22 protein-coding genes are annotated in these 21,828 nt (G+C 47.8%); 12 read left to right on the top strand and 10 right to left on the bottom strand.

What is annotated here, in order from left to right; all coding sequences use genetic code 11:
• The first annotated feature begins 5 nt into the window (after positions 1 to 5).
• Positions 6 to 503: a cation:proton antiporter regulatory subunit gene (locus NYE38_RS05025; RefSeq protein WP_012117200.1), complete on the top strand. Its 498-nt coding sequence runs from the start codon at positions 6 to 8 to the stop codon at positions 501 to 503.
• 7 nt (positions 504 to 510) lie between these two features.
• Positions 511 to 1,725, top strand: coding sequence for a cation:proton antiporter (locus tag NYE38_RS05020; protein WP_003155266.1), 1,215 nt, complete (start codon positions 511 to 513; stop codon positions 1,723 to 1,725).
• A 24-nt stretch (positions 1,726 to 1,749) separates the two neighbouring features.
• Here NYE38_RS05020 and NYE38_RS05015 read toward each other — a convergent pair whose 3' ends face one another.
• The 3 genes from NYE38_RS05015 to NYE38_RS05005 form a co-directional block, all read right to left on the bottom strand.
• Complete coding sequence (locus NYE38_RS05015; protein ID WP_014417321.1) at positions 1,750 to 3,039, bottom strand: SidA/IucD/PvdA family monooxygenase; 1,290 nt, start codon at positions 3,037 to 3,039, stop codon at positions 1,750 to 1,752.
• A 101-nt stretch (positions 3,040 to 3,140) separates the two neighbouring features.
• On the bottom strand, positions 3,141 to 4,643 hold the full coding sequence (locus tag NYE38_RS05010; RefSeq protein WP_038457470.1) for a coproporphyrinogen III oxidase: 1,503 nt from the start codon (positions 4,641 to 4,643) through the stop codon (positions 3,141 to 3,143).
• Positions 4,644 to 4,755: 112 nt separating this feature from the next.
• Entirely contained in the window at positions 4,756 to 5,622 is an 867-nt protein-coding gene (locus tag NYE38_RS05005) for a Cof-type HAD-IIB family hydrolase (protein WP_012117197.1), read from the bottom strand.
• A gap of 383 nt (positions 5,623 to 6,005) precedes the next feature.
• Here NYE38_RS05005 and NYE38_RS05000 point away from each other — a divergent pair, with 383 nt between their 5' ends.
• Positions 6,006 to 7,145, top strand: a complete 1,140-nt coding sequence (locus NYE38_RS05000; protein WP_017417367.1) for a DNA alkylation repair protein — start codon at positions 6,006 to 6,008, stop codon at positions 7,143 to 7,145.
• A 38-nt stretch (positions 7,146 to 7,183) separates the two neighbouring features.
• Here NYE38_RS05000 and NYE38_RS04995 read toward each other — a convergent pair whose 3' ends face one another.
• Complete coding sequence (locus NYE38_RS04995; protein WP_014720937.1) at positions 7,184 to 7,534, bottom strand: YlbF family regulator; 351 nt, start codon at positions 7,532 to 7,534, stop codon at positions 7,184 to 7,186.
• A gap of 84 nt (positions 7,535 to 7,618) precedes the next feature.
• Complete coding sequence (locus tag NYE38_RS04990; protein WP_014417318.1) at positions 7,619 to 8,752, bottom strand: DUF445 family protein; 1,134 nt, start codon at positions 8,750 to 8,752, stop codon at positions 7,619 to 7,621.
• Positions 8,753 to 8,989: 237 nt separating this feature from the next.
• On the opposite strand from NYE38_RS04990, the gene NYE38_RS04985 reads away from it, so the two are divergent.
• The 6 genes from NYE38_RS04985 (at position 8,990) to NYE38_RS04960 (ending at position 13,034) form a co-directional block, all read left to right on the top strand.
• On the top strand, positions 8,990 to 10,081 hold the full coding sequence (locus NYE38_RS04985; RefSeq protein WP_017417366.1) for a YheC/YheD family protein: 1,092 nt from the start codon (positions 8,990 to 8,992) through the stop codon (positions 10,079 to 10,081).
• Positions 10,071 to 11,429 (top strand): YheC/YheD family protein, encoded by a 1,359-nt coding sequence (locus NYE38_RS04980; protein WP_017417365.1) that lies wholly within the window; start codon positions 10,071 to 10,073, stop codon positions 11,427 to 11,429. Before NYE38_RS04985 ends, NYE38_RS04980 begins: the two co-directional genes overlap by 11 nt.
• A gap of 82 nt (positions 11,430 to 11,511) precedes the next feature.
• Positions 11,512 to 11,727 (top strand): YheE family protein, encoded by a 216-nt coding sequence (locus NYE38_RS04975; protein ID WP_012117190.1) that lies wholly within the window; start codon positions 11,512 to 11,514, stop codon positions 11,725 to 11,727.
• 224 nt (positions 11,728 to 11,951) lie between these two features.
• Positions 11,952 to 12,158, top strand: coding sequence for an alpha/beta-type small acid-soluble spore protein (locus tag NYE38_RS04970; protein WP_014417315.1), 207 nt, complete (start codon positions 11,952 to 11,954; stop codon positions 12,156 to 12,158).
• Positions 12,159 to 12,259: 101 nt separating this feature from the next.
• Positions 12,260 to 12,385, top strand: coding sequence for a hypothetical protein (locus tag NYE38_RS04965; protein ID WP_007610363.1), 126 nt, complete (start codon positions 12,260 to 12,262; stop codon positions 12,383 to 12,385).
• Between the two features lie 28 nt (positions 12,386 to 12,413).
• Positions 12,414 to 13,034: an SDR family oxidoreductase gene (locus tag NYE38_RS04960; protein WP_014417314.1), complete on the top strand. Its 621-nt coding sequence runs from the start codon at positions 12,414 to 12,416 to the stop codon at positions 13,032 to 13,034.
• A gap of 40 nt (positions 13,035 to 13,074) precedes the next feature.
• Here the strand turns inward: NYE38_RS04960 and NYE38_RS04955 are convergent, their stop codons facing one another.
• The gene (locus NYE38_RS04955; protein WP_237586982.1) at positions 13,075 to 15,096 is read right to left on the bottom strand and encodes an ABC transporter ATP-binding protein; all 2,022 of its coding nucleotides are present in this window, start codon (positions 15,094 to 15,096) and stop codon (positions 13,075 to 13,077) included.
• The gene (locus NYE38_RS04950; protein WP_025649539.1) at positions 15,093 to 16,850 is read right to left on the bottom strand and encodes an ABC transporter transmembrane domain-containing protein; all 1,758 of its coding nucleotides are present in this window, start codon (positions 16,848 to 16,850) and stop codon (positions 15,093 to 15,095) included. Before NYE38_RS04950 ends, NYE38_RS04955 begins: the two co-directional genes overlap by 4 nt.
• A 421-nt stretch (positions 16,851 to 17,271) precedes the next feature.
• Between NYE38_RS04950 and NYE38_RS04945 the strand changes: the two genes are divergently transcribed.
• Positions 17,272 to 17,772, top strand: a complete 501-nt coding sequence (locus tag NYE38_RS04945) for a universal stress protein (RefSeq protein ID WP_110085657.1) — start codon at positions 17,272 to 17,274, stop codon at positions 17,770 to 17,772.
• A gap of 38 nt (positions 17,773 to 17,810) precedes the next feature.
• On the opposite strand, the gene NYE38_RS04940 is transcribed toward NYE38_RS04945, so the two are convergent.
• Positions 17,811 to 18,359 (bottom strand): hypothetical protein, encoded by a 549-nt coding sequence (locus NYE38_RS04940; protein ID WP_110085656.1) that lies wholly within the window; start codon positions 18,357 to 18,359, stop codon positions 17,811 to 17,813.
• A gap of 108 nt (positions 18,360 to 18,467) precedes the next feature.
• Between NYE38_RS04940 and NYE38_RS04935 the strand changes: the two genes are divergently transcribed.
• The gene (locus NYE38_RS04935) at positions 18,468 to 19,052 is read left to right on the top strand and encodes a TetR/AcrR family transcriptional regulator (protein WP_015388489.1); all 585 of its coding nucleotides are present in this window, start codon (positions 18,468 to 18,470) and stop codon (positions 19,050 to 19,052) included.
• A gap of 42 nt (positions 19,053 to 19,094) precedes the next feature.
• Here the strand turns inward: NYE38_RS04935 and dat are convergent, their stop codons facing one another.
• The gene (gene dat, locus NYE38_RS04930) at positions 19,095 to 19,946 is read right to left on the bottom strand and encodes a D-amino-acid transaminase (RefSeq protein WP_017417360.1); all 852 of its coding nucleotides are present in this window, start codon (positions 19,944 to 19,946) and stop codon (positions 19,095 to 19,097) included.
• 256 nt (positions 19,947 to 20,202) lie between these two features.
• Here dat and NYE38_RS04925 point away from each other — a divergent pair, with 256 nt between their 5' ends.
• The gene (locus NYE38_RS04925) at positions 20,203 to 21,051 is read left to right on the top strand and encodes a polysaccharide deacetylase family protein (RefSeq protein ID WP_025649537.1); all 849 of its coding nucleotides are present in this window, start codon (positions 20,203 to 20,205) and stop codon (positions 21,049 to 21,051) included.
• Between the two features lie 32 nt (positions 21,052 to 21,083).
• Here the strand turns inward: NYE38_RS04925 and NYE38_RS04920 are convergent, their stop codons facing one another.
• Complete coding sequence (locus tag NYE38_RS04920) at positions 21,084 to 21,827, bottom strand: NAD-dependent protein deacylase (protein WP_025649536.1); 744 nt, start codon at positions 21,825 to 21,827, stop codon at positions 21,084 to 21,086.
• Between the last annotated feature and the right edge of the window lies 1 nt (position 21,828).

Here is a 21,828-nt window from a genome sequence, read left to right as displayed (position 1 = left end):
TTTTTATGAATATTAAAGAAAACGATCTGCCCGGCATCGGGAAAAAATTCGAAATCGAAACGAGAAATCATGAAAAAATGACGATCATCATTCATGATGACGGCAGGCGGGAAATTTACAGATTTGATGACCGCGACCCTGATGAGCTTCTGGCAAGCATTTCACTTGATGATGCGGAAGCAAGACAGATTGCCGCGATTATCGGCGGGATGGTGTATAAACCGCAGGCGCTTGAATCGATTGAAATGGCGTTCAACGATCTGATTATCGAATGGTTTAAAGTTGAAAAAGGGGCAAAAGCGGCAGGGCGGACGCTCGGCGAACTGGATGTGCGCCAGAACTATGACGTGACGGTCATCGCCATCATTAAGCATAACCAGAAAAAGCTTTTAAACCCGGGCGCTGATTCGCTCCTTGAAGCAAACGATACACTCGTCCTCTCAGGTGAAAGAAAGCATCTGAAGAAACTGATCCAAGACTTCCTCTCCAGAGACGGAGTGTGATCTGTTTATGGACCATCTCGTATTTGAAGTCGGTACGGCGTTAGTTCTTGTGGCCATTGCGAGTGTCATCGCCAATAAAATTAAATTCTCGATCATCCCCTTCCTGATCATTTTAGGAATGCTTGTCGGGCCGCACGCGCCCCAAGCGGGCATCATTGACCTGACGTTTATCGAAAGCCGGGAAGTGATTGAATTTTTCGGACGGATGGGCGTCCTGTTCCTCCTCTTTTACCTCGGGCTTGAATTCTCGGTCGGAAAATTAGTCAAATCCGGACGTTCAATTGCCGCCGGCGGAACGATTTATATTCTGATTAATTTCAGTTTAGGGCTGATCTACGGCTTTATCACGGGCTTTTCCTTTTTGGAAGTGCTTGTATTGGCGGGTGTCATCACGATATCATCAAGCGCCATTGTCGCAAAGGTGCTTGTCGACTTAAAGCGCACGGCCAATCCGGAAACGGAGCTGATTCTCGGCATCATTATGTTTGAGGATATCTTTCTGGCGGTTTACTTGTCCGTCGTCTCCGGGCTTGTTCTGGGAGACGCGACGTCTGTCGGAGGCGCGCTGATGTCAATCGTGATCGCTTTCGGATATATGCTGCTGTTTTTCATTGCCGCCCGAAAATTGCCGCCTCTGCTGAACAAGCTGCTTGATATCCGTTCAAACGAGGTATTTGTCATCGTCATTTTCGCCGCGCTCTTTTTCATTGCCGGCTTTTCCGAAACGATTCATGTCGCTGAAGCGATCGGCGCGCTCTTGCTCGGACTCGTATTTTCGGAGACGGCCCATTCTGACAGGATTGAGCATCTTGTCGTGCCGTTCCGTGACTTTTTCGGGGCCATGTTTTTCTTCAGCTTCGGTCTCAGCATTGATCCGTTTTCACTCGGAGATGCGGTATGGCTTGCCCTCGGCGCCGTTCTGCTGACGATTGCCGGAAACTTTATCGCCGGCATGATCGCCGGACGCCGGGCGGGGCTTTCTCATAAAGCATCGTCTAATATCGGGCTGACCATTGTGTCACGCGGCGAATTCTCCATTATCGTCGCAAATCTCGGCATCGCCGGCGGCCTGTCCGCTTCACTTAAACCTTTCGCCGCCTTATATGTTTTAATACTGGCCATCTTCGGCCCTTTGCTCACGAAAGAATCGAAGCGGATATATCTCCTGTTGAACAGCGTGTTCAAATGGAAGACGCCTGAAAAGAAGCCGCAGAAATCATAAAAAAACTGACCTCTTCATAAGGGGTCAGTTTTTTTGAGCGGGAAGAAATTGCTGAAAAGCCGTTTTTTTATTAATGGAGAAATGCTCTTTCCCCAGAATGGTATTGATGATTTTTTGGTTTCTGTAAACAGACAGCTTCAAATTCGTAGCGCCTGTTCCGTGAGCATGATCAAGATTCGTTAATGTGAAAAAATGATGCCGCCTGTCGTCCTTAAAGATAAGACGGGAATCGGCCGTCACTTTAAACCGTTTCTCATCCTCCCATTCGATATCGGGGGCAATTGCCGTAAACCATTCCGGAATATGAGGTTTAAAGCCGGTCGCCAATATCACTTTTTCTGAATCGGCCGTAAAGGTTTCATCCATCTGCCATTGATGAAAGCTCAGTACGCAGCGCCCATTTTGCTTTTCAATTTTTTCAAGCTCCGCCATCGGCTGAATATACACGTCAGGCGAACCTCCGCTGATCGATCTGTGATACAGGGCATCGTAAATGGCGGCAAGTGTGTCAGAATCAATGCCGTGGCGCAGTCCGTCCAGCTCAGGGAGCGTGTTCAGCCGTTCTTTAAAAGGCAGGCGGTTAAAATATTCCACATAATCAGGTGTAAACATTTCCTGCCCGAGCTTGGCGGTTTCCAATTCTCGAAATCCGGCGGAGCGTGTCACCCATTGCAGCCGGCTGCGGCGGTATTGTTCATCGTGCAATAAGTCAGAAAAGATCTCCGCGGCGCTCTGTCCGGAACCGACCACCGTAATTGATTCGGCGCCGGCGAGCTCGTCTTTCCGAAACAAATATTCCGTGCTGACCATCGTGTCCTGACGCGCTTCGTCAGCAATCTCTGCGGGAATAAGCGGCTCAGACCCCGTCCCCATGACGAAATGCTTCGTTTGATAGACACTGATGCTTCCGTCCTCAATGTTCTTGACGCTGACGTCATAATGTCCGCCGGCATTTTTCACACCGATTACCTCTGAGCCGAAACGGCATGATTTGATTTCTGAAGCCGCCCAGCTCAAATAGTCGTTAAATTCCCGTCTCGGAATATCAAATTCATTAAACGTATAAAACCGGTACAGCCGGTCATGTTCATGGAGAAAGTTTAAAAACGTGTAGCGGCTTTTCGGATCGGCGAGCGTGACCAGGTCCGCCAGAAACGCCACCTGTAAATCCGTCCCTTTAATTAATAGACCGGGATGCCACGCAAATTCTTTCTTTTTATCGAAAAAAAGAGCGTCTGTTCCGGGTATATCCTCTAACAAGGCGGCAAGCCCTAAATTAAACGGCCCGATTCCCGCTCCTATGACATCATACATAATTACACCTCTTACGAATAACAGTCTGATGGTCTTTTCCCGTTTTTGCAGACGGTTAAACATAAAAAAAACGACACGCTGATTCCGTGCCGTTTTTGATATTATAATGCAGATTTGACGAACATCTCATCTAAGTATTTGATTTTCTCTTCTGTATAATGCTCGAATCGGTCATTATATGATTTCGGGTCTTTCGGATTGGCGAAGTGCGTGATTTTTCCGGTTTCCGGATGAATGAATTTGCTTGCCGCGCCGCAGCCGATACCGATAATCGTCTGCACTTCTTCCATAATCATAATGTTGTAGATGCTTTCCTGACCAGGGAAGGAGTAGCCGACATTTTCAAGGTTTCCGAGAATGTTTTTCTGCCGGTACAAGTAGTACGGCGTATAGCCGTGCTCTTTTGTCCAGCGGACGGCGTCATCCATCATGCGGGACACTTCCTGTCTGTCGGCAACTTTATACTTATGCTTGTTTCTCGTCATTTCTGACGCCCGTTTAAAAGAAAGCGTATGAACGGTCAAAGATTCAGGCATCAGCTTTTCCGTTTCCTCAAGACTGTGCCTGAACTCAGCCGTCCCTTCTCCCGGCAGGCCGATGATCAGGTCCATGTTGATGTTATTCATGCCGTGTTTGCGGGAAAGATGGTATTTTTCGATGGTTTCTTCAACTGTATGATGTCTGCCGATGGCCTTAAGCGTTTCGTTTTCATAAGATTGCGGGTTGATGCTGATTCTGTCAATCTTATACTTATTTAAAACGGCCAGCTTTTCCTCCGTAATCGTGTCGGGACGGCCCGCTTCAACGGTAATCTCCCTGATATTTGCGACATCCGGGAAAGAGCGGACCATTTCTTCATATAAAAGATCCATTTCTTCAGCGGTAATGCTTGTCGGCGTGCCGCCGCCGAAATAAATGGTCGTCACTTTGATATCATGCTGTTTCAGCCATTCTCCGATTTTCTGCATTTCATAGTGAAGCCCCCATAAAAAGGAGCCGACTCTTCCCGCCTGTCCTTGAATGGCATAAGCCGGAAATGTGCAGTAGGCGCATTTCGTCGGGCAGAACGGGATGCCGATATATATGCTGACTTCATCTTTGACCCGGTACAGATCGGGAACCGCCGCAAGCTGGCGGTCGACAATCTCCTGCATCAGATTGATTTTTTCATCATGGATCAGATAATCTTTTTTCAGATCGGCGTGCGCCTCTTCTTTTGTCAGGCCGCTCTGCAGCTTTTTATGAAGAAGTTTAGTAGGCCTGATGCCGGTTAAGATTCCCCATTTTTGTGTCATGCCCGTATGCGATTGAAGAAGATTTAAGTAGACGTATGACAGCGTGTTTTTCACCTGTTTAAATACTTCTTTTTCGCTCCATCCGGCAAGAAGCGGTTTCGTATGATGTTCCTTTTCGCCGGTTCCTTTGATTTCTCCGGATACCGACACGCTGTCTGCATCTTGAGAAATGGCAAGTGAGATGACGAGATCAGAGGGTTCCTCCGTTTCGCCGTACGCAAGAACACACTCTTCAAAAAATAAATTCGCGATGTTTTGCAGCGGACGATGCAGCCTGTCATCCGTGATGCCGTCTATTTTTATTTGCAATGTGATCACCTTATTTTTCAGATTCAAAACTTTCTTTAGTGTACAGAAAGAACAGGCTAAAATCAATCCGCGAAAAAGCCGCAGACCGGCGTTTCGCGTCTGCGGCTCTTGATTACGGCCGTTTCATATGGAACTTATCGAGAAAGCCTTTGCGGTGCTGCATGCGGAAATATTCCTTAATCATATAGGCGACTCCCTGTTCATCATTTGACCTTGTCACCCAGTCCGCTTTTCTTTTTAATTCATTTGAGGCATTCCCCATCGCGACGCCGAGACCGGCCAGCTCGATCATCGGCAGATCATCTTCCTGATGGCCGATAGCCACAACCTCTTCCATTGAAAGCCCGAGTTCAGCGGCGACCATCGAAAGTCCGCTTTCTTTTGAAACCCCTTTAGGCACGATGTTCAGTTTTTCTCCGTTGACGCGGATCACATCGACGGCCGGGAATGCTTTCATTATCGTATCCGTTATATCAGCCTGCAGGCCATCTTCGGCATGCACTTCGATGACGGGCGCTGAAACCGGCTCATCAAGGAGCAGGTCACTTAATGATTCGACAAACTGCACCGGATAAAAAATCGGGTCAGACGGATGAATCATTGTTTTCCCGACCAGATTGGAGTTCACTTTCTTCTTGTTTCCGATCGAATATTTTTCGTGAAGAAGCCGGATATTGCATGGATAGCTTTCCAGCACCTGAACGATATTAAACGTGTGATCTTCTGATATTTTCTTTTCAAAAAACGGCTCATCTATTTTTTCAGAAATGTATGCGCCGCTGTGGGTAATCAATTTTGCATTCAGCTTTAATATTTTCGCCACTTTTTGAGCGGAGCGAAAATGGCGGTTTGTGACCAGTGTGACGTAAATTCCTTTTTTCTTGACGTATTCGATGGCATCCTTTGTCGTCTGATGAAGTTTGCCGTTGGAGCGAAGAAGCGCTCCGTCTATATTTAACGCCAGCATTTGTTTTGACACAGAGAAGTCCCCCTCCTTGATGACTGTACTTGTCATTAGGATATGACCCTGTCTCTTTGTTTAGAACAACCTTTTCTCCGCAGCAAAAAAGCCTGCCTCAAGCAGACTTTGAACTGTCGTTTTGTTGGGATACGATCGATTTGCTGCCTTCTCCCCAATGTGTATTTCTATTTACGAAATATATCAGGAACCCCTTATTTGACCGTTGATGCGCTCGTTTCACTTACTCTCTGTTGCTACCCCTTAACATACCAGGCAGTATAGGCGACCGTATCCTTAGATCATCTGTAAGTGTAGGCGCTTTCAGAGTTATTATCTCAATTATATTGTTAAAAAACAAGGGTTTTTTTAACTAAAAAAATCAGAGGAAATATCTGTGCTGAATGTATGATAAAGTTGAAAGGGAACATACATTCTCATATAATAAAAGAAAAAAAGCGGTGACTGTCATGTCTCTATTAAAAGATATTTATAACGAAGAATTTGCAGAAGCACTTCTGAACAGAATCAAATCGGCGCATCCGGCTTTTGAGCGGGACAAGTGCCGGGCGCTGATATTTCAGGAAGATTGGCCCGGACTGACGTTAAAACAGCGGATGCGCCGGATCACAGACTCTTTATATGAAACACTGCCGAAGGATTACATACGGGCGCTTGACGTCTTATATGAGACAGCTCCCCGCTTCTCAGGGCTCGCCGGGATTATTTTTCCCGATTATGTCCAACAGTACGGAACGGATCACTGGGACGAATCCATGAAGGCGCTTCAGTATTTCACTCGTTTTTCCACTTCCGAATTTGCGGTCCGCCCGTATATCAGGCTTGATCGGGAGCGGATGTTCAAAGAGTTCCTTTCCTGGACGGAGCATCCGGACGAACATGTCAGAAGGCTTGCCAGCGAAGGCTCAAGACCGCACCTGCCATGGGGAATCTCCATTCCGGCTCTTCTTGACGATCCTTCTCCGATTCTCCCTGTTCTGGACCGCTTGATGCAGGATGACTCGTTATATGTCAGAAAAAGCGTGGCGAATAACCTGAATGACATCTCCAAAACACATCCGGATCTTCTGGTACAGATCGCAGCCGAGCGGTTCGGAAGCTGTCCGCACACGGACTGGATTTTGAAACACGCCTGCAGGACACTGTTAAAAAGAGGAGACAAACAGGCGCTTGCGGTTTTCGGGTTTGAAGACGCCTCCCGGATTTCATTGGAACGTTTTACACTGAATTCGGAAACGGCCGCCATCGGAACAAGCATACATTTTTCTTTTCAGATCCGCTCATCCGCCCGGCAAAAAGTCAGGGTTGAATACGCGATTGATTTTGTAAAGAAAAGGGGGCACCGCAGCCGCAAGGTGTTTAAGATGTCGGAGTCCGCCATGGATAACGGGGACGTAAAAACCTTCAGCAAACATCATTCCCTTAAAGATTTAACCACCCGCAAGCATTATCGGGGAATTCACACTCTGTCTGTCATCATTAACGGTACGGTAAAAGGTTCGCTTGATTTTTCTGTTGAATAAAAAAACCCCTCCATTTCATAGATGGAGGGGTTTGGAGCTTATTCCGGGCTGCCGTAAAGCTCTTCAAGAGGTTTCATAATGATTTTGTTTAACTCGCCGATCAGCATGCTCATGCGCTGTTCCGCTTCCATCAGCTGAGAAATCAATTCATGCTGCTGTACGAGAGCAACCGTTTTTTGTGCCTGCTCTACCTCTTCCTGAGTGATTTCTTCACCTGACATCTGTTTCTGCTGCAGCTGCAGCTGTACATTGCGGAAGTTATCAAACATGCGTTTTGCCGATTCATCTGCGTTTACTTGATCATAAAGCCCTCTCAGACGGCTGTATTCATCACTGTTTCGCAAAGCTTTTTCAAGATCATATGCTGCATCATAAAAATGAACTGCCATAGTAACCGCTCCTTTCTTCCTTTCGGACATACCACTCCACTATAACAGACTGCGGAGCGACTTTATCATCGGCGTATGTTTTCCTTAGAAAAGAATGACAAACAAAGCCTGAATTGCTCCGATTATCCCGCCGAGCAGACCGCCTAAATACGTTATCATCTTAAATTCTCTCTTGGAAATCGACAGCACCATTTCCTCCAGCCGTTCAACGGGAAACTGATCAACCTGCTCTTTGACCACTTCCTCAAGACGCAGCCGTTTCAGTACATCCTCCAAATGAGCGGCAATACTGCCGAGCGCCGCATCAAGCAGCTTCGGCGCGTACGTTCCCGTAATCTCCCCTTCATAACGGGAGATGATGTCACCGAGCCGGCATTCGAAAAAGGGCGCGGTTTGAAGTGCGGCCAAAGCCCGCTTTTTCATGCTGAACAGCAGATCTTTCGCATTCCACTTTTCATCGGCCTCATAAAGTGTATAAGATTTGAGCTTGCCCCATTCTTGAGAAAGCAGATCAGCCAGAAGCTTTTTCGTTTCCTCATTGCGCAAAAACTTTAACAGCTCAGGCAGCACACGGTCTGCCAAGCTTGAATTGCCGAGGAACATCTGCACCATGCTGCCGAGCATCCCCCGGGAGTTCAAAAAGTCGTCAATCATATTTCCGAGCCTGTCTTTCCCTTCTTCGCTCTCAAAATAATCAATGCTCCGCTTCAGGATATAATCTGCGGCCATCGGGACTTTTTCATCCAGCTTTTCCTGAAGCTCATCAGGAAGCCAGTCTTTTATGGCGCGGTGCTCATATTTCCGGTACAGTTCCGAAAGCTTTTCATCGGTAAAACGGTCAATCCAGGCATCCGTTTTTTCCTGCGGATTCCGGATGCCCGCGGCGGCCAAAGCTTCGTGCACCGTCATCTCGGAAGCGGCCATTTTTTGTGTGAATTGTTCGGCGAAAAGAAGCGCCTGGTTTTTAACGGTATCTGATAAAAGCCGTTTTTTTATTCCTTCCGGGGTTAAAAGGTGGTTCGTCACCATGAGCCCCATTTGTTTTGCCAATTCATCCCGCCTTTTCGGGATCAGCCCCGGCGTAAACGGAACCCGTTTTCCGAACAGGTAATACGGCCGGTACGGACGAAATAACATCTGAATGGCAAGATGATTCGTCACCGCGCCGATCGCGGCTCCGATCACAATCATAAATAGAAACGTTCCTGCTATGCCCATTCCTCTTCTTCTGCCTCCATCTAATGTTCTATTTTCTTGATGATATATCTATTCGTATTATAGAGGCTGGCGTGCATGCGGGCAAATGAAGAACCTGAATTGTTGTTTGTGAGGAATAAGGCAAGATGCTGTTTCGTACTCTTTACAGTAGATCATCTTTTATGATGCGCTTAGCATATTTATTGAATGGAAGGGCCGTTCCATCAGCGGCTTTTTGAATAAAGGGGGAGTAATAATATGACAACACTCGGTTTTATGTCTGTATCCCGCCGGCACGAAGAAGATTACGCCGGGGAATTGGCTGAAAGAGCGCCTCAATATAATGTGCGCTTAGCCCGCTTTACACCGTTTGATATATTTCCGGATTCTTTGCGCGTAAAAGCGCTCGTCTATCACCCGCAAAGCGGAAAGTGGAACGAAACGGAAATCGATATTCCCGAATATATTTACGACCGCTGTTTTTACGGAAAATCCGCTGAAGCGCAAAAAGCCAAACCGATCGTCGAATGGCTGAAAAAATATCGGAAAACGGAATTTATCGGCCGGGGGCTTCCTGATAAATGGACGGTCACGGATGCGCTCCAAAAACATCATCTGATCAGTCCCTATATTCCTGAAACGGCCGAAGTCAGCCGCTATGAACAGGTGCAATCATACTTAGCCAAGGAAAAAGCATGTATACTTAAGCCCGCTTTCGGCGCGGGAGGCAGAGGCATCATCCTGCTTGAAACAGGCAAAAAATCAATTACGGCCACTTACTATATCGGAAAAAACAAACAAACAAAATCATTTTCCAATCACGTGTCTTTTAAGTCCTGGTGCAAAAAAGTGCTGCAGCACCGCTATTTGCTTCAATCCTACTTAAATATCAAGGATAAAGAACGGCATCCGTGCGACATCCGCATTTTCATGCGCAAAACTGAGTCAGGCGTTTGGGAAACGGTCGGAAAAGCGGTCAGAAGGGGTTATCAGAACGGTCTTTTATCTCATTTCCCCGGAGGATCAGAACCGATTAAGTTTGACACATGGTTTGAGGAAATTCCGAGAAAGCAGCAGGCCGTTTTATTGGATGATGTCTTTTCGATCACCCAATCCGTCCCTTATTTCCTTGACGAACGGTTCGGACCGCTGTTTGAGCTGGGGCTCGATATTTGTTATGCCAAAGACGGACGCATCTGGCTTTTGGATGTCAATTCAAAGCCGGGGCGGAAAGCTATTTTAAGCGTGGCTCCGGAGGCGAAAGAGGATTTGTATACGAGTCCGCTGAGACGCTTCCGCGAACTTCAGTCACAGGAAAGCCGGAAAGGAGTATTACCGCGTGAATCATAAAGGGATGATTGTCGGCATCGATAAAAAAAGCAAAAATACGCTGTTTCTCCCCTCCTCCATGAAACGGGAAGGGCTTTTATCCGCTGCCTTCGGGACCAAGGTTGTCAAATGCCGTGTAGCCTTTTCTCAATCACTTGAAAAAAGCGCGCTCCTTTCTGAAGATTTGTTTGAGGAGCTGTTGATACCGCATAAAAGCCGGGCTGACTTTCTCATACACGGCCAGACGGTGCACATCGGTCCGCTGATCGGCGTTTTCACAGCCGGGTTCACATCATCGCCGACCCGCCCGTTAAGAGACCGTACAGCCTTCTTTTCCAAGATGCTCTCTCTTCATGAACAGGCGAACGGATATTGTTTCGTTTTCGGTGCTCATCAGATCAACTGGGAAGAAGGCACCGTCCAAGCGCTGATTTATAAAGAAAACAGCTGGAAACGGACGGCCGTCCCGCTTCCGAATGTCGTATATGACAGACTCCCGAGCCGAAAAACGGAAGAAGTTCCGCTTTTACAGCAGACAAAACAGAGGCTGATGAATGTCTATCAGATTCCGTGGTTTAATCCTCAATTCTTTAATAAATGGGACATTCATAAGCTTCTGGAAAAAAACAGCCTCACCGCTTCACTTCTGCCAAAATCTGTCCTGCACCCGAATGCAGAAGCGTTAGAGACGTTATGCAGCACATTTGACACCGTCTATATCAAACCTGCAGACGGCGCACTCGGAACGGGGATTTACAAGGTGGAAAAAACAGATGCCGGCTTATCTGTCAAACACACGAATGAGGAAAAAACGGTGGTGACGGCAGAGTATTCAGATGCGGCATCCTTCATGAAATCATTTAAAGAAAACAATGACCCGTCCGCATTTTTAATTCAGCAAGGCATTGACCTGATCCGGCTGGATGGACGCCCCGTCGATTTCAGGGTGCACACGAATAAAAACGCCGAGGGGAAATGGACAGTGACGGCCATTGCGGCAAAAATTTCCGGTGAAAACAGCATCACGACGCATCTGGCAACCGGCGGAGAAGTCAGGACGTTAGCTGAATTATACGGCGATCCGCGAGAGAGAGTCGGCATGATGCGGAAACTTTCAAAAGCCGCCTTGGCGGTCAGCCGCGTGTTAAATGAGCACATTGAAGGTTTTATCGGCGAAATCGGTTTTGACCTCGGCGTCGATAATTCAGGGAAAGTTTGGATGTTTGAAGCCAATTCCCGCCCCGGGCGCAGCATTTTTTCCCATCCGAAGCTGAGATCGGTCGATTACCTGACAAAACGGAGAAATTTTGAATACGCGTCATATTTATCAGAACGGTCCATCACCGCCCCTGAAAAACTTTGGCGGTGAGGCTGTCTTTTTTTGGTTTTACCCGGGACAGGCACAGAATGATGAGCTACAATGAACAAGATCAACATTTCCTACAAGGAGCGTGAACGTCATGATTTCGCACTTCAGCTGGAAACCGTTATTCAAAAAAGAGAAACTGCCCGGATGGCGGATTTCATTTTACTGGCAGGGTACGCATTACGAAGGGATTTACCATAAGTCCGGAGACATTGAATGGGGACACACACATCCGGGAAAAGAAGAGCCGGCTCTCGTAAAAGAGCTGCATGAATTAATGCTTTATCACATATATGACTGAAAGCTAAAAGCTCAGCCGCACCAGGCTGGGCTTTTCTTTTTCCTTCCGCTATTTACCACACCGTTTTCCGAATGAGATGCCGTTTGCTTTACCATAATACGTAGTACAAAGCGGCAAACAGCATTGGGTGAAGCCGAGCTGGCAATGGTTTTCATTCCGAAAATCATCGGCTGGTGCAATTCCAGCAAACCCAACCATACTACTTTATAAAGGAGATCATACAAATGGCAAACAACAACTCTTCAAACCAACTCGTAGTACCCGGCGCTGCTCAAGCAATCGACCAAATGAAATACGAAATTGCTTCTGAGTTCGGCGTAAACCTTGGCGGAGAAACAACTTCTCGTGCAAACGGTTCTGTCGGAGGAGAAATCACGAAACGTTTAGTATCTTTCGCACAGCAGAGCATGGGCGGCCAAGGCGTACAATAACTCAATAAATGGCTTACAGAAGGCGCGGGATACCGCGTCTTCTTTTATGCCGTCACCCTTTTTTCCTATTCCACATACCCTAGGAAAAAAGGAGGGAAAACATGTCATTCATTGCCTCAGTCAATTGGGAGCTGTTTCAGTTCGTAAGTGTCTCTTTGGTCAATGAATATGTTGCCCACCATTTCCCGTTTATTCACAGGTATTCTTTTCCCCGCTGCTTTGAATGATATAATGAGCGGCGAGGAGGTTTTTTACATGAACATCGCTTTACTCGGAGCAACGGGAAGAGTCGGACAGGCTTTTATAAAAGAAGCGCAGAAACATGGACACATGGAGATATTCGCTCTTGTCAGATCAGCCGGAACAGTCCTTCCCATTCCTGAAAAACATATCATAACAGGGAATGCGAGGCGGCGGGAAGATGTAAGCCGATTGATTTCCAAAGCGGACACAGTCGTGAGCTGTCTCGGCACGGACGGTGACGATACCCTTTCAGCCGCTATGACCCATATCATAGACGGCATGAAACGGCATCATGTTCAGCGTCTGATTACGATCGGCACCGCGGGTATCCTTCAATCACGGCTTATGCCTGATCAATACCGTTTTGAATCGGCAGAATCAAAACGAAAATCAACAAGAGCCGCAAAAGAACACGCCCGCGTATACGAGATGCTGCTGGCAGAGGATCTTGACTGGACGATCATCTGTCCCACCTATCTTCCTGACGGAGATGCTGCCGGAGTTTACCGGTTCGAACAGGATCGCCTTCCTGAAGACGGCGCTGAAATCACCGTCGGAGACACGGCGCATTTTCTGTACCGCGAGCTGATCAGCCCGCAGTTTGTCAGAAAACGGGTGGGACTGGCTTACTGAATGAAAAAAAGGGCGAATCTTTTTGATTCACCCTTTCCGATTACACCGCGGACTTCGCCGTTCCTTTCTGCAATTCATACATTTGATGGTACTGCCCCTTTTGCGCCATTAATTCGTCATGGCTTCCCTTTTCAATGATGCGGCCCTTTTCCAGCACGAGAATCTGGTCTGCGTGTCTGATCGTGGAAAGCCGATGGGCGATAATAAATGTCGTACGCCCTTCTTGAACGACTTGCAGCGCTTTTTGAATGACTGCTTCTGTTTCGGTGTCAATGTGCGCCGTCGCCTCATCCAAAATTAAAATGGCCGGATCAAACACAAGCGCTCTTGCAAAAGAAATCAGCTGACGCTGGCCTGAGGACAGTGTGCCGCCTTTTTCAGTAACGGGCTCTCTGATGCCCTTTGGCAGAGATTTCAGAAGACTTGCGGCGCCGACTTGGCGAAGCGCTTCTTCCGCCTGCTCCAAAGAAATACGCTGATCATCGAGTGTCACATTGGAGCCGATCGTGCCCGAGAAAAGATACGGGTCTTGCAGCACAATGCCCATATGGGATCTCAGCTCCTGTCTTGACATGCCGTATATGCTTTTTCCGTCCAGCAGGATATCGCCTTTTTCGGCATCATAAAAACGGAACAGAAGATTCAGGATGGAGCTTTTGCCGGAACCCGTATGGCCGACGAGGGCGACCGTCTCGCCTTTTTCAGCTGTAAAGCTGATGTGTTTCAGCACCTCTTCTCCCTTACGATACCCGAAAGAAACATCGCGGAATTCCACAGTCCCTTCCGCCTTTCTGTCTGCGGGAGCGCCTGTTTCTTCCGTTTCCTCCTCCTGTAAAAGCTCAAATACTCTGGCGGCAGAGACACGGGCCAATTCAAGCTTCGAAAATTGGTTGACAATTCCCGTAACCGGCTGGAACAAACGGTTTAAATAATCAACAAATGCATATAAAACACCGATCGAAACAATTCCGGCCGCACTCAGACTCGCGCCTCCGAAATACCAGATCAGCCCGACAAACGCCAGATTGCGCAACACATTGACAAGACTGTGGGACATGAGGGAATTTAAGGACAGCATTTTGTTTTTGTAGCGAAAATGAGCTTCATTCAATTCTTCAAATTCCTTCATCGTTTCCTTCTCGCGGCGGAACGCCTGAATAATCGGCATTCCTTGAATGGACTCATTCATTTTCGCATTGATGTCACTGTTAATGGAACGGATTTTTTGGTTGAAGACGGATGCGTATTTGCGGTACACAACCGACCAGATCATTAAAATCGGAATAATCAGAAGGCAAACGGCGGCCAGCCTGACGTCAAGCATAAACAGCGCCGTAAAAATGCCGAGCATATAAACGCCGCTTGTGATAAATGTCGACAGCACCGTTACATATAAATCCCTGACCGCTTCTGTGTCATTCGTAATACGGGCCACGACTTTTCCGGCAGGCAGATTATCAAAGTAGCGGATCGGCATTTTCTGAATGTGTGAAAATACATCCTGCCTCATGCGCTGTATGATCCGGTTCGCTCCCATCTGCAGCAGATAATGCTGACCGTAATGAAAACATACGGAAAACATGAGCAGTCCGGCGTAAATGGCGGTCAACGTCAGCAATCCTTTTATTTCCGGACGGTAAAATTCAAAAATCTCCTGTCTTGATAACGTAATGGCGGGATATGACCTGCTTTCTTTACCGTTTGATATTGTCAGCCGGCCGTCAGCCACCGAACGGTTTCCGTCAAAACTGACGGGACGGTCAACAAAATAGTAGCCCGCACCGACTTGATAAATGTGCGCCTCTCCGGTTTTATCCGCCCCCGGTTTGAGCCGGTCCTCCCTGACATAATCATGCCCCCGGAACCTGACGGCGCCCGGATCGTCCGCAGAGGCTTTAACCCATGTTTTTTCAATGCCGAGAATGTGGTCATCAATCATTTTTTTTCCGATAAACGGGCCGGTCAGCTCAGTGCCGACCGCAATAATGAGCAGGACGACCGCCCATATCAGCAGCTTCTTATATTGAAGCGCGTAATTCCATAATCTTCTCCCGGTCTTCATGCGCCCGTCCCCCCTTCTTCAAGAGATGACAGCTGCTGCCTCTCATATTGTTTTCGATACCAGCCGTTCTGCTCCAATAGCTCCCGGTGCGTGCCTCTTTCAGACACCCGGCCTTCATCCATGACGAGAATGAGATCTGCGTGTTCAACTGCCGAGAGCCGGTGGGTGGTGATAATCGTTGTTTTATGCCGCCGTTTTTTACGGATGCTGTCAATGATGGCGGCTTCCGTTTTCGCGTCTACGGCAGAAAGCGAATCATCTAATATGAGAATGTCAGGATCGGTCAAAAGCGCTCTCGCAATTGAAATGCGCTGCTTTTGTCCGCCCGAGAGCGCTACGCCCTTCTCGCCGACAAGCGTCTCAAGCCCGTCGGAAAGCATGCCGATATCGTTTTCAAAATGCGCATCTTTCAGCGCGCCGCCGATTTCCTCTTCGTTTGCATCCTGCCGTCCGTAAAGCAGATTCTCCTTTACAGTCTTAGAAAATAAAATATGATCCTGCGGCACATAGCCGATCCACCCGCGGAGCTCCTCAAGCGGGATCTCCTGAATCGGAACGCCTGTAAACGTGATTGCTCCCGCCCCGGGCGGATATTCACGCAACAGCTGCTTAATGATCGTCGTCTTTCCGCTTCCCGTCTTCCCGACAATGCCGAGTGTCTGCCCTTTTTCTACGGAAAAAGATACATCGGAAACCGCCGGTCCCGCTCCGCTCGGATACGTGAAAGTCACTTGTTCAAAAACAAGACGCCCGGGCTCCTTGATGCCGGCGGGGCGCTTGGGCCCGATCACGTCAGGCTCATAGGAAAGCGTCTCATTGACACGATCCAAGGAGGCATTTCCGCGCTGCATGATATTGATTAATTCTCCGATCGCAAACATCGGCCAGATCATCATTCCGAGGTACACGTTAAACGATACCAGCTCTCCCAGCGTCAGCCGGTTTTGAAAAACGAGATAAGCGCCGTAGCCGAGACCGATGAGATAGCTGAGGCCGACGAGAAGCTTCACAGTCGGTTCAAAAAGTGAATCGATAAACGCCACCTTCATATTTTTCTCATATACATCCGCCGTCATATCACCGAACCGGCTGACATCATTTTTTTCCTGTACGAAAGCTCGGATGACCCGGACGCCAGATACCGACTCCAGCACCTTGTCATTTAATGATCCGAAAGCATCCTGCGCTTCCGTAAACCGCTCATGGATCTTTTTTCCGTACAGGCTGACCGCAGCCGCCATTATCGGCAGCGGAATAATCGCGGCAAATGTCAGCTTCCAGCTGATGAGAAGCCCCATTGTCAAAAATATCGTCAGCATATACATCGTCGAATCAATGAGCGTTAAGACCCCGAAGCCCGTCGTCATACTGACGGCCTGCAAGTCATTTGTCCCCCGCGCCATTAAATCGCCCGTTCTGTATTTCTCGTAAAACGGCGGTGACATTTGAAGAAGCCTTCCCATCAGCTTTGAACGGAGAATCTTCTCCATGACATTCGCCCCGCCGAAAAGCTGATACATCCAAAAATAAGACAGTAAATAGACGGCTGCCGTTAATGCGAGAAAAACACATATGTAAAACAGCATCCCGCTTTTTGTAAACACGCCCGCCTTCATATCGTCTATCGCGTTACCGAGAAGTTTAGGCGGAAACATTTCAATGACATTCACAATCAATAACAGAACAATCGCTGTCGTATAGCGCAGCCAATAGGCTTTAAAAAACCACGCGAGCTTTTTTAATACAGTAAACAAATACCGTCATCCCCTTTCATCAATCAGCCGCCCTCAAGCTTTTCCGGATTGTTTTTCATTGTTTTCGCTAATGCCGCCACATGCATCACACCTGTCTTTCTTTCATTTTTTTGTATAAAAAAAGACATGAAGCCTCAGCTCCATGCCTCTTATTATTATAAATAAGGTACAGACCCGCCGTTTATGCGCGACTGCCCCGTTTTTAAGCAAATGTTCAGAAAACGGAAGCTGTATGGGAGTCACGCCGGTATTCAGCTGAAGATGAGTTGACAAGCTTTAGTTTTGACATGATCCATACCTCCTTTTTCCCTATATTGTTCCTTCATCATATAAACAAATCCTTTTTTTGTCAATGCAGGTTTTACATTTCTGCCATACGGGTATTGTAAAACAAACCTTTTTTACTGAAAGGATGAGGCTGATGTTTCACGCGGACCGGTTGATAGCAGCTTTTGACGGAAGTGATGATAGTAAAAAAGCGCTCCAAAAAGCCATAGACCTTTCAAAAACGTTTCACGCGGATTTAACGGTCGTACATTCCCACAATGCAAAAGATACCCGGACGATTGTTGATCCCCCGAGGCCGGGAGCCGGGGCAACGTATATCGGCGGCGGGATTGCAAGCGTTCCTGACCCGCTCCAGGCGGAAAGAATCTCCCCTGATCCGTTGATTTATGAAGACCGTACGGAAGAAAGTGTTGCGGAAGCGAGAATGCTGATGAACGACAGCCAGATTGACGGGGATATCGACATTTTAGAAGGTGATCCCGCTGATGCCATTATCGAGCATGCCGACCGTATATCGGCGGATTTGATCGTCATGGGGAGCCGGGACCAGAACAGGCTGAAAAAACTTTTATTCGGAAGCGTCAGTGAAAAACTGTCATCGAAATCCGATATTCCCGTGCTGATCGTAAAATAATTCTTTCTGTAAAGCAGCTTAATCAAAAGCTGCTTTTTTTACAGCTCCCGGCTGTTTCTTCTTTTTTTCGGCATCACAAAAAAACTCGCCATGATCAAAAAATCGATGCACAATACGACAGACCAGCCCTTTAACAGTACGCTGAGCGCTTCGGTGCGGGAAGCGTCCTGAATGAGAAATACCGTTCCGGCTAAAAGAACGCCGCCGATGACAAACGCTAATACATGTCTCCCCCACCCTTTTGCATAATGTTTGGCATAATCCAGCCCGTACCGCTTGACCGGTTTTGCCCCTTCCTTGACCACATAATAGCGGAACCGCTCATCCGCCCATTGAATCATGCTTTTCCCGAAGGCGACAGACACTCCGATATAAATGGCCGCCACCGCATGCGCCATAGTCGCCGCCGCCCCTCTGTATAAATCAGCTGCGGCCGCCAGAAACAGTACGGCATCCAATATAGGAATGAGAGCGAAAAAAAACATTCCGAGCTTTTGCCGCCTGAATATATAGCGCGCCGCCAATCCGAAGATGACAGCCGCCCAAAAAGCAGCCTCACAAATGACAATCCAAGCAATCGCGTTCAATCCGGTTCCCCCTTATCGTTTTCTAAAATGCATTGTATCACTGCTTTTTATTTAGTACAACTGTATTACAAAATTGCAAGAAAAAATATTTCCTGTTACACTGGAACCATGCCTAAAATAATCGATCATGAAAAAAGAAGAAAACAAATAGCCGAAGCCACTTGGCGGACGATTTTGGAGCGGGGAATGGAAGGAGCGACAGTGAGAAACATCGCCCAAGAAGCGGGTCTTTCTTTAGGCGCGCTGAGGCACTATTTCACCACCCAGGATGAGCTTTTAGGGTATGCGATGACACTCGTAAAAGAAAAAGCGGCCGCCAGAATTAACGAAGTTGCCATGAAAGATCTGCCGCCGAAAGAAAAAGCGGTGCGTCTGATGCTTGAAATTATCCCGACAGACGAAGAAACGATGGCTGAAATGGAGGTATGGTTCGCTTTCACAGCTTATGCCAGACATAAGGGAGAAGAGTTTCAACCCCAGCAGGACGGGATCTTGGCATATATCCGCGGCCTGATTGACTGGCTGGATGAAAATAAGCTTCTGAAACCAAATCTTGATAAAGAAACCGAAGCGGAGAAAATGTACGCTATCGCCGACGGGTTGGCGCTGCATGCCATGCTTGAACCTGATCGTCTTTCAAAAGAGAAGATCTCCCGTGTGCTCGTTCAGCATATCGAATCTCTTTTTATCTGACTGAAGCAAAAAGGCCGGATGTGTTCCGGCCTTTTTTTCAGCTTATGACTGAACGCCGACCTCCTGCTGAATGTGCGACTGAAATGCCTCCTGAATCGTTTTGGCTACAGGTCCCGGCGATCCGCTTCCGACCGGTTTTCCGTCAAGGGTTACGATCGGGATTAATTCAGACGTCGTTGACGAGATGAAAATTTCATCCGCATCTCTGAGTTCGTCTTCGGTAAGAGCCTTCTCCCGCACCTCAATCCCGTTTTCTTTCATCAGCTCTAACAGTTTCATCCGCGTAATGCCGTTTAAAATCAGCTCATTTGCAGGATGCGTCCGGACGGTGCCGTTTATGACGGCGTATACATTGGATGAGGTTCCTTCCGTGACCGCTCCGTCCCTTATCAGCACCGCTTCATAAGCGCCTGCTTCATAGGCTTTTTGTTTTACCATCACATTATACAGTAAATTCAGACTCTTAATGTCACACCTCAGCCAGCGTTTGTCTTCCGCCGTGATGGCCTGCGCTCCGGCTTTTTGTTCATTTTCCGGTTTTTTCACTGAAAAGGTGTATGCCGTCGTCTGCGGCTCCAAACCTTCGTCATACTGGTGCTTCCGCGGCGCCTTCCCTCTCGTCGTCTGTATATAGACCCCGCCGTCAATGAGTTTGTTTTCCTGTACGAGCTTTTGCAGATCCCATTCTATGTCCTCTGCGGAGAACGGCAGGGTGATGCCGATTTCTGCGGCGCTTCTGAAAAGACGGACGATATGCTCACGCAGACCGAATAAGGCGCCGTTATACACTCTGATGACCTCATACACACCGTCACCGAATTGATACCCGCGGTCCTCAATATCAACTGCCGCTTCTTCACGATCAATCAACTGGCCGTTTACTAATGTCTTCATGTAAACCCTCCTAATCGTTATCTGCCGTGATGTGCATTCTCAGCTGTTATTGTCAACTATTCTATCATACTGAACGAGCCGGCTGCGGAGTTTATTTTTTTCTTAAAATCTTATTATTCGACATCTTTTCTATGTCTTTTCCAGTTTTGTTCCTGTATACTTGATTCGACATACATATGCTGTTAACTTATGGCACTTCGCAAGCCTCCGCTGTTATCGGCATTATGCAGAAACTTATGCTACTGGAGAGATTGTTATGCGCAACACAAAAGAAGGTGCTTCCCCTTCTCTGTTTTCATTAGCTTTTAAACTTACGAGTTTAGCAGTTTTGTGCGGACTGCTTCTGGTAATCGTCATAATGGGATATTCCGCTTCCGCCGCAAAAAACAAACAGGTCACCGTGACCGCAAACGGGCAGCTTCGGGATGAAGCAGAAAGCCTGCGGCTGAAAAATGATTCTCCCGACGTCTTAATGAAACATTTGCAGAAAGAGCGTGACCCAGGGAAAAAAACGGTATATTTAACCTTCGACGACGGGCCGTCTCCATATACTGAACAGCTGTTGAATGTATTGAAGGCAAATGGCGCAAAGGCCACTTTTTTTATGCTTGAACCGCGGATGAAAGCCTATAAGCATTCCGTGCAAAGAGCGAAGCAGGAAGGAATCGCGCTCGGCCTGCACGGCGTGACGCACGATAATCACCTGTTTTATCAAACACCGACATCACCGCTGAACGAAATGCAGCAGGGACGCGATACGCTCGAGGCAATCACCGGAGTAAAAACGGATCTTGTCCGCACGCCTTACGGCAGTAAACCGTCATTGACGGATGCCCAGATTAAGAATCTCGAAAAAGGCGGATTCGTGTACTGGGACTGGACGATAGACAGTGAAGACTGGAAGTACAAAAACGCACGGTACGTGCCGGAAGTATTGAATCAGCTCGCATATTTGGAAAGCGTTCATACGAGCAGGCCGCATGTCATTTTAATGCACGATCTGCCTGCGACGGTGCACGCTTTGCCTAGCCTGATCCAAAAACTGAAAGCCCAGGGCTACTCCTTTGATGTTCTGACGGATCAAATGATTCCCGTCCATGAATAAGAAAAGCCGGATCTGTATATGATCCGGCTTTTTTATGTCGCGGGGCTGATCCGTTTTGCAAATTCACCGATCTTCTCATGGATGACAAGATCAAATAAATAGTCGCAATATGTCGGCTCAAGGTTAATGATCACCTGCTTCAAACCGGGAATCCGGCCCGCATCCTCAGGGACAAACCTTGCCGGCGCCACTTCAAGCGAAGTGCCGATCACAAGAAGAAGATCAGCTTTATCAAGCTTTTCATAAAGGGTTTCAAAATGCTGAACGAGATCGCCGAACAGCACGACATCCGTTTTTAATACGGTGCCGCATACCGTATGATCACCGATTTCCGCCGTACATTCCGGCACCTCATCCTTCAGCAGATGAGAAAGCCCGTAGCGCGCTCCGCAGCGGGGGCATGCGGCGGTCTGAATTGAACCGTGAAGCTCATAGACACTGCTGCTTCCCGCTTTCTTATGCAGCCCGTCAATATTCTGCGTGAAAATGTCTACCTGCTTTCCCCGCTTTTCAAGATCCGCCAAATACGTATGGCCGGCATTCGGCTCATAGCTTCCGCTCATTTTCATCTGAAAGAGCTGTTTGAATTTAGGCCAGAATTCACGCGGACGGCGTTCAAAGTATTCCCTGCTCATCGCTTCCATTCTGGAGGTGTCTTCGGTCCATATACCGCCCGCCGAACGAAAATCAGGAATGCCGGATTCCGTGCTCATTCCCGCTCCCGTCAGCACCACGATACGTTCCGCCTGATTGATCAATGTCATAAATGCTTCCACT

Source organism: Bacillus sp. EU63 (genome assembly GCF_038592915.1).
Lineage (GTDB): Bacteria > Bacillota > Bacilli > Bacillales > Bacillaceae > Bacillus > Bacillus velezensis.
This window is presented reverse-complemented; position numbering and strand designations above follow the sequence as displayed.

What these genes read in the sequence shown, in the direction of transcription:
- NYE38_RS05025 (WP_012117200.1), top strand. Translation starts at nt 6, where the DNA reads ATGAATATTAAAGAAAACGATCTGCCCGGCATCGGGAAAAAATTCGAA.
- NYE38_RS05020 (WP_003155266.1), top strand. Translation starts at nt 511, where the DNA reads ATGGACCATCTCGTATTTGAAGTCGGTACGGCGTTAGTTCTTGTGGCC.
- NYE38_RS05015 (WP_014417321.1), bottom strand. Translation starts at nt 3,039, where the DNA reads ATGTATGATGTCATAGGAGCGGGAATCGGGCCGTTTAATTTAGGGCTT.
- NYE38_RS05000 (WP_017417367.1), top strand. Translation starts at nt 6,006, where the DNA reads ATGTATGATAAAGTTGAAAGGGAACATACATTCTCATATAATAAAAGA.
- NYE38_RS04995 (WP_014720937.1), bottom strand. Translation starts at nt 7,534, where the DNA reads ATGGCAGTTCATTTTTATGATGCAGCATATGATCTTGAAAAAGCTTTG.
- NYE38_RS04990 (WP_014417318.1), bottom strand. Translation starts at nt 8,752, where the DNA reads ATGGGCATAGCAGGAACGTTTCTATTTATGATTGTGATCGGAGCCGCG.
- NYE38_RS04985 (WP_017417366.1), top strand. Translation starts at nt 8,990, where the DNA reads ATGACAACACTCGGTTTTATGTCTGTATCCCGCCGGCACGAAGAAGAT.
- NYE38_RS04970 (WP_014417315.1), top strand. Translation starts at nt 11,952, where the DNA reads ATGGCAAACAACAACTCTTCAAACCAACTCGTAGTACCCGGCGCTGCT.
- NYE38_RS04965 (WP_007610363.1), top strand. Translation starts at nt 12,260, where the DNA reads ATGTCATTCATTGCCTCAGTCAATTGGGAGCTGTTTCAGTTCGTAAGT.
- NYE38_RS04960 (WP_014417314.1), top strand. Translation starts at nt 12,414, where the DNA reads ATGAACATCGCTTTACTCGGAGCAACGGGAAGAGTCGGACAGGCTTTT.
- NYE38_RS04955 (WP_237586982.1), bottom strand. Translation starts at nt 15,096, where the DNA reads ATGAAGACCGGGAGAAGATTATGGAATTACGCGCTTCAATATAAGAAG.
- NYE38_RS04945 (WP_110085657.1), top strand. Translation starts at nt 17,272, where the DNA reads ATGTTTCACGCGGACCGGTTGATAGCAGCTTTTGACGGAAGTGATGAT.
- NYE38_RS04935 (WP_015388489.1), top strand. Translation starts at nt 18,468, where the DNA reads ATGCCTAAAATAATCGATCATGAAAAAAGAAGAAAACAAATAGCCGAA.
- dat (WP_017417360.1), bottom strand. Translation starts at nt 19,946, where the DNA reads ATGAAGACATTAGTAAACGGCCAGTTGATTGATCGTGAAGAAGCGGCA.
- NYE38_RS04925 (WP_025649537.1), top strand. Translation starts at nt 20,203, where the DNA reads ATGCGCAACACAAAAGAAGGTGCTTCCCCTTCTCTGTTTTCATTAGCT.